The organism is Psychrobacter sp. Ps3, from assembly GCF_022129275.1.
Taxonomy (GTDB): domain Bacteria; phylum Pseudomonadota; class Gammaproteobacteria; order Pseudomonadales; family Moraxellaceae; genus Psychrobacter; species Psychrobacter submarinus.
This window is the reverse complement of the sequence record NZ_JADQAL010000009.1, coordinates 77,222-87,741: the sequence shown is the minus strand read 5'-3', so window position 1 is coordinate 87,741 and position 10,520 is coordinate 77,222. Positions and strand designations below refer to the sequence as shown.

The window sequence follows — 10,520 nt, the reverse complement described above, 5'->3', positions numbered from 1 at the left end:
TCAAACCTATCTAATAGTCAATATTGGCTAGGTTTGAGTAAGATTTTTGGAACGGTTGTCTTCTAAGTGCTTTTCACGCAGTTTTTGTCTGAGTACTTTTCCGACGTTGGATTTTGGCAGTTCATCAACGAACTCGATATAACGCGGACATTTATAACCAGTCAAATTATCAAGGGCAAAGTCTTTAACCATCTCTTTAGTGACATTACTATCCTTACGGATGACGTACATCTTGATAGATTCCCCTTGGTGCTCATCAGGCACACCAATGACTGCACAATCGATGATACCTTCATAGTCGAGCATAACCGACTCAAGCTCATTAGGGAATACATTAAAGCCTGAGACTAAAATCATATCCTTTTTGCGATCAAGCAACCTGACATAGCCTTGTTCATCCATACTAACGATATCGCCAGTACGGAAATAGCCATCGTCGGTGAAGTCATCTGTATTATCTCGATTGAGGTAGCCTAAGGTGACATTAGGGCCTTTAATGCACATCTCACCAGCTTGATTGTAGCCAACGCGGTTGCCGTCTTCATCAATAATACTGACATCGACGCCCGGAACTGGCACGCCTATAGTACCGTTAAACTTACGATCAGTGATGACGTTGGCAGTACCAACAGCAACGCCCTCAGTCATACCCCAACCTTCAATCATAGGGCAGCCTGTCACTTCAAGCCAGCGCGTCGCTGTCTGCTGAGTCGCAGCCATGCCGCCGGCTTGAGATATCTTTAATGAGCTAAAATCTAATTTTTCAAAATTAGGATTATCCAGCAGTCCTTTAAATAAGGTATTCACCGCAGGGAAAATATGAAACGGCTGTTTGGATAAGGTCTTCACAAACCCAGGAATATCGCGCGGGTTAGGAACGAGAATAAAAGTATATCCTGATCGTACCGCTAACAGACTCAGCATAAAGGCAAAAATATGATACAGCGGCAATGCCATCACCATATTGATATAAACATCATTGATCTGGCCGGTGATAGGGCGTGTCCAAGCCTCAGACTGTAGAGCAGCCGCTACGACATTGCGCTGCGATAAGATGGCGCCTTTTGATAGGCCTGTGGTACCGCCGGTGTACTGCAAAAACGCTTTTTGATCCAAAGACATTTTTGGCTTTTGAAAAGGCATGTTTTTGCCTCTTTTGAGCACATCCGGGAATTTAGTGACGGCATGTTTTGGATCATTGAGCTTATATTTGGGTACTAAACGTTTGACTTGCCGGATGATGGTGTTGACTAAGATACCCTTAAGACCCATCATATCGCCCATTTTCGAGAGTACGATATGCTTAATAGCGGTCTCATCGACGACTTGCTCTAGCGCTTGTGCGAAGTTATCGACCAAGAAGATAGCTTTTGCGCCAGAATCGTTGAGCTGATGGCGCAGCTCGCGGCCAGTGTATAAAGGGTTGACAGGAGTACAAATATAACCGGCACGCAAGATGCCTATCATCGTTGGCAGATACTGCGGTACGTTTGGCATCATTAAGGCCACAACGCTCCCTCTAGGCAAGCCTTGCCCTTGTAACCAAGCGGCGATAGCTAATGAGGCGTCATCGACGTCACCGTAAGTATGAGTGACACCCATACAGATACTTATAGGATGCTGGCGATAACGGCTAAAGCTCTCTTCATAAAGCTCTATGATATTGGCATAATTATCTGGATAAATGGTCTTAGGTACACCAGCGGGATAACGAGCATGCCAAGGTTTATTCATTGTCATTTTCTGCGTCCTTGAAGTTTAAGGGTCTTGATTGGATCATTCCATGAAAGATGAGACAGTTAATAAGCATAGCAATGGATGACGATAATAGAGCAATATTTAGATGACTTAACCGTTCGTGTTTGTAATTAGCCGCTTTAAATACACTTTATGTCACAAATGTTACCGCTCATCCATTTTCTAGTAACTTTAAATAATAGGCAAAAAAACCTCAAAAGTATAGTAACAATTACTCTAAAAAGTGCTCAGGCCTAAAAGTACGGCGAATAAACGAAGATTCGAAGTTTTTCGAGGGTCTCATATCACGTCAAGCGGCTACTCATGATTTCTCCTAAATCATCTTTGCCGAGTCGCCTGCGAACCGCTTCTATCACCGGTTATTGTATTCGTGGATAGCTTGCTCGATAGTGTCGCGTAGGCTTTTAGGAACACGAACGGGCTTAATAGAAGTGGTTTGATTATTTTGTGTAGCCGATTGACCAGATAATGAGCCGTCTGCTAGGGTAGCCGCTGGCTCTGAGTTTTTAGAGGCAGTAGGGTTTAGCTGATTTTGCACGCAAGCGATAACTATTTTTGCACTGCTTAATAAAGTATCTGAGCTGGCTTGTTTTGGATGCTGAGTTGGTATTGACGGCCGGCGATGAATGCTTTGATAAAAAATAATGCTAGCTGGTTTTAGCTCGACTTTGTCGATACGTACTTCTATGGTTTCGTCTAATAAGATGGCCTTATGATATTGCAACTGCGCTTGGCTCACGACAAAATGCTGTATATGGCCTTCTTGGGTCTGCAAAAAGTAGCCGCTAATATTAAGTTTGGTGAACCAATCACGGCGACAGTTCTCAAAAAACACCAAATGATTGGCGTGATAAACAATACCGCCAGCATCTGTATGGTTGATATATATAGAGTAGTTAGTAGAAAATAACGGATCTGCTGTTATCGCTGGGACGCTGTCAGATTTTGTAGTCATAAATTTACTCAGTCATAAATAGTAAGGCGCAAGTAGTAAGGTGCAAAGTAATAGCGGAGCCTAGTACTAAAGGTTTAGGAAGGTTTAATACTCTATCCTCTTGCTCATAGTAATCACCGGCTCGTCTTAGTAGACATATTTTTTAATAAAGCTACTTCTTAATAAAGCCACTTTAGCGTAAGGATTGGCAGCAAGCAACAGATAGCGCACTAACTCTGTTATGATTACGGCTCGATTAGACGCTAATCACAAAACTAGCGGTTATAATTAATAAAAGCTCAGTTATTTGAAAGATCAGTTATTTAAAAGCTTGGATAGTTAATAGCTAAATAGCTAAATAGCTAAATAGCTTAATATGATAACTAGCATAAGCATAATAAAATGAATAAAGAGGGTAACGTATGGTCCGTTTTGTCAGTTTCAATATTAATGGTATTCGCGCGCGTCAACATCAGCTTGAGGCGGTACGCGACATCATTGACCCCGATGTGATGGGGTTGCAAGAGACCAAAGTTCATGATGAACAGTTCCCACTAAAAAACGTCGAATTTTTAGGATATCATGTCGAGTATTTTGGCCAAAAAGCGCATTACGGCGTGGCACTATTGTCAAAAGTTGCCCCTATATTTGTTCAAAAAGGCTTCCCGGGTGAGGATGAGGAAGCACAAAAACGCTTCATCCACGCGCGCTATGTTTTTGAAGGACGCGAGATTGATGTACTAAATGGTTATTTTCCGCAAGGAGAGAGCCAAGATCATCCGATTAAATACCCGATGAAAAGAGCTTACTACGCAGATTTGACGGCTTATATTGATGTGTTAATCGCCGAAGGCCGGACGCTGATTATCATGGGTGATATGAATATTGCGCCAGAGGACATCGATGTGGGTATTGGCGAGGCAAACGCTAAGCGCTGGCTAAAAAACAGAAAAACCTCCTTTTTACCAGAGGAGCGTGAGTGGTACGCGGCGCTGATGTCTCGCGATTTAATCGATACCTATCGTTTGCATTACCCTGATAGTGAGGACTTTTATAGCTGGTTTGACTATCGTAGTCGCGGCTTCAATGATGATCCCAAACGCGGTCTGCGTATCGACCATATTTTATGTACCCCTGATTTAGTTGACCAGAGCGCAGATGCTGGTATCAGCTATGATCTTAGAGCGATGGAGAAGCCCTCAGATCATGCCCCAATTTGGTCAGCTTTTGATTTAAGCAAATAGAGGCTGATTTTTACCAGCTTTAGTAAGCGCGTTTATCCTAATTCATACTTATAAAGGAAGCATTATGGCTGTTGGAGATACGGCAGTACCTGACACAATATACCCTATCGATGGCATCACTCTTAGCGCTACCGCAGCTGGCGTGCGCTACAAAGACCGTGATGATTTAGTCCTCATTGAGATTGCCAAAGGCGCAAGCGTTGCGGTAGTCACTACTAAAAACGCCTTTTGCGCCGCTCCCGTCAGAGTACTTCGCGAGCACTTTGCACAGGCCAGTCCGCGTTATCTAGTGACGAATACTGGCAATGCCAACGCCGGAACAGGCAGCGATGGCAAGCGCCGCGCGAGCGATATCTGTGCCGCTGTTGCTACTAGGGCAGGGGTCGACACTGAGAGCGTGTTGCCGTTCTCTACAGGCGTTATCGGTGAGCCGTTAAATAGCGATGCCGTCATCAAAGGTTTAGATGAAGCCTTAGCTCAGCTAGCGCCTGATAGCTGGCTCGCTGCTGCCAACGGTATTCGCACGACTGATACTTTGCCGAAGCTTGCCAGTCAAAAAGTGCAAATAGCTCAGGGCGATAAAAAAAGTACTTATCACATCACTGGTATCTCTAAAGGCTCGGGCATGATACGACCAAACATGGCGACGATGCTTGGCTATGTCGCCACTGACGCTAATATTAGTGCTGATCTATTACAAGAGATGCTAAGCGCAATTAATGAGCAATCTTTTAATCGTATCACTGTAGATGGCGACACTTCTACTAATGATTGCTGCGTGCTCATAGCGACAGGCAAGGCGAGTCTCGATGTGATTGATAGCCCAGAGCATCCTCATTATCAGCCGCTATTTACTGCACTGACTGAGGTGTTTGTACGCTTAGCACAATTGATCGTCCGTGACGGAGAAGGGGCGACTAAGTTTATGACGGTTAAAGTAACCGGCGGTAATACTACTCAGGAGTGCTGCGATGTCGCTTATGCAGTGGCGCACTCACCACTGGTAAAAACCGCGTTTTTTGCCAGTGATGCCAACTGGGGACGTATATTAGCGGCTGTCGGCTACGCTGGCGTCCCAGACTTAGATACTGAACAGGTCGATGTGTATCTAGATGAAGTGATGATTTGTCAAAACGGCGGCGTTGCACCGGATTATAAGGAGGCTGATGGGGATAAAGTCATGAGTCGTCCGGAGATTACTATCGGTATCGATTTGGCGCGCGGAACAGCAAGTGATACGGTCTACACTTGCGACTTATCGTACGATTACGTCAAGATCAACGCTGATTACCGCAGTTAACTTAATTTAGAACCTTTTAACAGGTTTAATAGTTCGTTGACAAAAGTTGCAAACTTTGACGTTAAGTTACAAAGGAGTCATAGTGCTAGAATGGGTGCTCGCTCTATAATTATTTTGATTTGAAAAACTATAATCAATATAAGTTACTAAATTAACGAAGCTATGAACGAAGCTTAAATTATATTAAGCGCTATTTATAGACTATTGGTTTTTATCATCGATAGGTGTTATCAACAGCTGTTAACTTATTAACTATCCATAATTTATATCAATTGAGGATTTATTCATGAAAAAATTAGCAATAGCAGCATTCGCAACTACTTTCGCCTTAGCTGGTTGTTCTACTATGGACCTTAATGACGAACGTACTATGGTTGTCGAAGGTGAAGCGCAGAATGTTAAAGTAGTTAACATTCCTAACTTAAAGATTGAGATTGCACCTACTAAAGCGGTTTGTGATGTCACTGCAAACACAGGTGAAGTGATTAAGTCTGAGTGCTTGCAATTTCGTCAAGCGCATCAAAGAAACTTCACTTCATTTAACGGTAATATCCAAGGTTTCACTTATGAGCCAGGATACCGCTATATGTTAGACGTCCGCCAAGAAGCGGTCGCTGACGAAGCTGCTGGTGTGGTTAAGCCAGTATGGTATCTAAACGAAGTTATCTCAAAAAACGCTGAGTAAGCTTTGATAGGTGACTAAAACTCATATCTAAACTTATCGTGATTAAATGTAAAAAGCCTCTAATTATTTAGAGGCTTTTTTGTGGTCATTATTTTGTCAGCGTAGCGATAGCTTTATCATTAACTGTCATTAGCATTAAGCAGACTTAGCATTAACTATAATTAGCACTGACTGTATTTAACACTGACCCCGTGGCTGGCTGTGGGAATTCGGTTATTTGCAATCACAGCAAGCCCTGCACGCGAAGTCTCTTTATAGCTCTCAAGCATGTCAGCGCCAGTTTGTTTCATGGTCTCAACCACTTTGTCAAAAGAGACGAAGTGCTGACCATCGCCGCGGCAGGCAAGGCGCGCCGCATTCACCGCCTTTACCGCGCCCATAGCATTGCGCTCGATACAAGGCACTTGCACAAGGCCGCCAATAGGGTCGCAAGTTAGTCCTAGGTTATGCTCAATACCGATCTCAGCAGCATTGAGACATTTGGCAGGATCGCCACCTAATACCTCGGCCAAAGCTGATGCCGCCATCGCGCAAGCAGAGCCAACTTCGCCTTGGCAGCCGACTTCAGCGCCTGAGATAGAAGCGTTTTGTTTAATAAGGCTTCCAATAGCTGTGGCATTGAGTAAAAACTTGCGCGCGCCATCCAAGCTATAGCTAGATAGAAAATCGCGGTAGTAATGCATGACAGCTGGGATAATACCTGCTGCGCCGTTAGTCGGAGCGGTCACGACATTACCGCCATTAGCGTTCTCTTCGTTGACGGCTAAAGCGTATAAATCGATCCAATCCATCGCCGCGAGTTTATCTGTTTTGGCACTAGGGCGGTCTTTTTCATCGCACAGCTGTAAGTATAGGGCTTGGGCACGGCGTTTGACATCGAGACCTCCAGGCAAAATACCACTACTTTGACAGCCTCTAGCTACGCAGTCTTGCATTGAGTCCCATATAGAATCTAAGTATGCAAGAACCTCCTCTTTATCACGATAATGGCACTCGTTAGCTAGTACCAACTCACTGATACTCAAGCCGTTCTTTTGGCAGCGCTCAAGTAACTCTGAGGCGCTATTGAACGGATAGGGGAGCTCTTCTATCGTCGGCGTCGCATGATCGTCATCAGGGTTGGTGGCGTTCTCTTCATTGATTACAAAACCGCCTCCGACTGAATAGTAGGTTTGTTGGTAGCGACTATCGTCAGCTAAGCGCGCACTAATTGTCATCGCGTTGGGATGATAAGGCAGCACCGTATCACTATACCAGTGAATATGATGCTCTACATCAAAAGCAATCTCATGCTCGCCTGCGATATTAAGGGTCTTATCTGAAAATATAGGTAGCAGATATTGGCTGGTAAGCCGGGTGTCTATGGTGCTAGGAGCATGACCGAGCAACCCAAGCAAGATAGCGGTATCAGTCGCGTGTCCTTTGCCGGTAGCGGCTAAAGAGCCAAAAAGCTCGATTTCAATACTTTTTATTGTGTCAAGCTTAGTCTGTTTACGCAGTGCGGATAAAAATAAATTAGCGGCTACCATAGGGCCCACAGTATGTGAGCTTGAAGGGCCGACACCAATTTTAAATAAATCAAAAACACTAATCATAAGTAAATACTCTAAAGGTTAAATATAAAGCCGATAGCTTGTCAGTAGATAGCGTCTATTTGACAGGCACATATTAGGTTGCTTAAGGATTAAGAATTATGCTGCTTTGAACATAGATACTTGAACATAGATACTTGAATATAGACAAGGATACAACTTGAGGGTTGTTATCTCAGAATATCCATTTCATAAGGGAGTGCTCGAAAATCAGACAGTATATCAAAGGGTCTAATAAGCGCTTTTTTTTGCTATAAAATTCCGTTATTATGCTGAGCACTAACACAGCTGTAACATCCTGTAATAAAATAAACGGCTTAGAGTTTAAACTCTAAGCCAAAAGCGTCCAATTATCAACTCAGTAGAACATATATCAATCGACGTGACTAACGAAAAAAAGCAAGACTTTCGCTATCGATGATTAACTAATTATTATTAATGTCATTTATCATTAATATGACTAGTCAACAGGGCTTAACACCTTTCAATAATGAAGCCATATCCTTCTTTTTTAAGTAAATCAACGCAGTTGGGTCAAATAGGAAACGCGCATGATACCCCCTTCAGAACAACCGACGCAAACCTCATCGGAACATAATGCACTAGAGGCTGCAGGTATTGAGACTAATGCTATGACGATACCGCATAATCCAGACTTCGATAATGGCAAATGGTTTCCCACTTGGCGTCCGTTCCAAGGCGACTTAGATCGTAACCCAGTAGGAATCAATGAATATTTGTCACCATCAAAGAGCATTTTGCTAGGTATTCAGCATACTTTTGCGATGTTTGGCGCGACAGTATTGGCACCTTTATTAATGGGGTTTGACGCCAATCTAGCTATCTTGATGTCAGGTATCTGTACCATCATGTTCTTTGTGATTACCGGTGGCCGGATGCCGAGCTATTTGGGCTCAAGCTTCGCTTTTATTGGTCCTGTCATAGCAGTAACCGCTTACGCAGGCACCGGTTTCAATAGCGGTTTGGATGTGGCCTTGGGCGGTATCATGGCCTGCGGTATCATTTATGCGCTCGTGGGCTTACTGGTGATGAAGACCGGTACGGGCTGGATAGAGAGCTTGATGCCGCCTATCGTCACCGGCGCTATCGTGATGATTATCGGTCTAAATTTAGCGCCAGTCACTGTTCAAGGCGTCTCGGCCAATCAGTTTGACGCTTGGATGGCGGCATTGACAGTACTGCTCATTAGTGGCGTGGCGGTATTTACGCGCGGTATGCTGCGCCGCCTACTATTACTAGTTGGCCTGATTTTATCTTATGTCATCTATTACATCGTTACTAACGTGATGGGCTACGGCACACCGATTGATTTTACGACTGTCGCTGCAGCCTCATGGTTTGGTCTGCCTAGCATTCATACGCCGCGCTTTGAGATGAGCGCTATTGTCTTGATTGCACCGGTGGCTTTTATTTTAGTCGCCGAAAACTTGGGTCATTTTAAAGCGGTGGAGGGCATGACCAAAGCGCGAGTGACGCCTTATATGGGCCGGGCATTTCTTGCTGATGGCTTAGCAACCACATTCTCGGCCGGCTTTGGCGGTACTGGAGTGACCACGTATGCTGAGAATATTGGCGTTATGGCAGTCACTAAAGTCTATAGCACCACGATATTTGTCATTGCTGGGGTAGTCGCAGTGATGCTGGGCATGTCGCCTAAGTTTGGGGCGATTATTCAGACCATTCCAGCCGCATTATTAGGCGGTGCCTCTATCGTCGTATTTGGTTTGATTACTATTGCAGGCTTGAAGATTTGGATGGATAACAATATTGACTTCACTAAAAACAGCAATCTTGTTATTGCTGCTGTGACCGTCATTATGGGGACAGGTAATTTCAGTCTCATGCTCGGTAGTTTCGATTTGGGCGGTATAGGTACCGCCACTTTAGCTGCCATCATACTCAACGCTTTATTTAATCGTCAAAAAAACTGATCTTATATCTTTAAGAGCTTTTAGCATTGAGAATAAAAAGGCGAGTCTGTTATCAGGCTCGCTCTTTTTTTTAGGCTAATACTTCTTATTATAAAACCGCGCAAAAAACCGATAGCGGCGTAGCGCTCGAGGTTTGGGCTTTAGTGAGCCCAAATAAATAGCCAACATCGTCAGTAGTGCGCCGATCCATTGCAAAGCATTAATGGGCTTATCTAGCCAAGTATAGTCAATAAGCAAAGCGGCAACCGGCTCAGACAACAGCAATAATCCGGTCAAAGCCAGCGACAGCTTAGGAATAGAGTAGGCAATCAAGCCCCAAGCTAAGCACTGCATTACAGCGCCATAGACCAGTATCCAGCCCACCTCTGACAAAGTGCTGGGAATAATATTACCTTTATCTAGTATAAGCATCGGGACTATCATCGCCAGTACTCCGCCAATACTGACCAGCTGCATTAGTATCAGTATAGGAGTCGGCTCGGTATCGTGGGTCTTACGAATAAATGTCATCGAAGCGGCTAGCATACCGCCTGAGACGATACCAGTGATAAAACCCCAAGTCGCCGCAGAATTTTGTGCAAACTCTGGACTACCTATCATAGCGACGCCTAGCATCGCTAAACATAAACTAATCAATTGCAAAATAGACTGGCGCTCATTGAAGTACAAAAACCCAATCGCCGCCAAAAAGAAAATCTGCAAACTATTAAGCAGCGTTGAGATACCAGGGCCGACTGCATAGATACTCTCATGCCAAAGCGCTAAGTCCAAGCCCAAAAACGCGCCTGACAATAACCCATAAAAAATAGCGCGTCTCGAGCGTGGCAAGCGTTGTCCGGCTATCTTGGCTAATACTGCAAAAACGATCCCCGAGATAGCCAGACGCCAAAATGACATCGCCCAGCCTCCGACATCGACATGGGCGACAATAAGGCTACCTAAACCAAAAATAATACAACCTATGACCAAGCCAATGGTAGCAGTACGCGTGTTGGTATTGGACATAAAGCTCCCCTCTGACTTATTGACCTGCTTATGGGTCTGATTGATTTACA

The 10,520-nt window shown here is 44.3% G+C and carries 8 protein-coding genes; 4 read left to right on the top strand and 4 right to left on the bottom strand.

What is annotated here, in order from left to right; all coding sequences use genetic code 11:
* Positions 1-27: 27 nt before the first annotated feature.
* Together I3248_RS04810 and I3248_RS04805 are read right to left on the bottom strand one after the other, a co-directional pair.
* Complete coding sequence (locus I3248_RS04810) at positions 28-1,740, bottom strand: AMP-binding protein (RefSeq protein ID WP_238062737.1); 1,713 nt, start codon at positions 1,738-1,740, stop codon at positions 28-30.
* A 370-nt stretch (positions 1,741-2,110) separates the two neighbouring features.
* Positions 2,111-2,713: an acyl-CoA thioesterase gene (locus I3248_RS04805; RefSeq protein WP_238062736.1), complete on the bottom strand. Its 603-nt coding sequence runs from the start codon at positions 2,711-2,713 to the stop codon at positions 2,111-2,113.
* A gap of 401 nt (positions 2,714-3,114) precedes the next feature.
* Between I3248_RS04805 and xthA the strand changes: the two genes are divergently transcribed.
* From xthA to I3248_RS04790, 3 genes are all read left to right on the top strand, one after another.
* On the top strand, positions 3,115-3,936 hold the full coding sequence (gene xthA, locus I3248_RS04800) for an exodeoxyribonuclease III (RefSeq protein WP_238062735.1): 822 nt from the start codon (positions 3,115-3,117) through the stop codon (positions 3,934-3,936).
* A 64-nt stretch (positions 3,937-4,000) separates the two neighbouring features.
* A complete protein-coding gene (gene argJ, locus I3248_RS04795; RefSeq protein ID WP_238062734.1) occupies positions 4,001-5,236 on the top strand; it encodes a bifunctional glutamate N-acetyltransferase/amino-acid acetyltransferase ArgJ in 1,236 nt (411 codons plus the stop codon).
* Between the two features lie 286 nt (positions 5,237-5,522).
* Positions 5,523-5,921 (top strand): DUF4377 domain-containing protein, encoded by a 399-nt coding sequence (locus tag I3248_RS04790; RefSeq protein ID WP_025646915.1) that lies wholly within the window; start codon positions 5,523-5,525, stop codon positions 5,919-5,921.
* Between the two features lie 161 nt (positions 5,922-6,082).
* Here the strand turns inward: I3248_RS04790 and I3248_RS04785 are convergent, their stop codons facing one another.
* Positions 6,083-7,516: an L-serine ammonia-lyase gene (locus I3248_RS04785; RefSeq protein ID WP_238062733.1), complete on the bottom strand. Its 1,434-nt coding sequence runs from the start codon at positions 7,514-7,516 to the stop codon at positions 6,083-6,085.
* A gap of 548 nt (positions 7,517-8,064) precedes the next feature.
* Here I3248_RS04785 and I3248_RS04780 point away from each other — a divergent pair.
* On the top strand, positions 8,065-9,465 hold the full coding sequence (locus I3248_RS04780; RefSeq protein WP_238062732.1) for a solute carrier family 23 protein: 1,401 nt from the start codon (positions 8,065-8,067) through the stop codon (positions 9,463-9,465).
* A gap of 75 nt (positions 9,466-9,540) precedes the next feature.
* Here I3248_RS04780 and I3248_RS04775 read toward each other — a convergent pair whose 3' ends face one another.
* Complete coding sequence (locus I3248_RS04775; RefSeq protein WP_238062731.1) at positions 9,541-10,470, bottom strand: DMT family transporter; 930 nt, start codon at positions 10,468-10,470, stop codon at positions 9,541-9,543.
* Between the last annotated feature and the right edge of the window lie 50 nt (positions 10,471-10,520).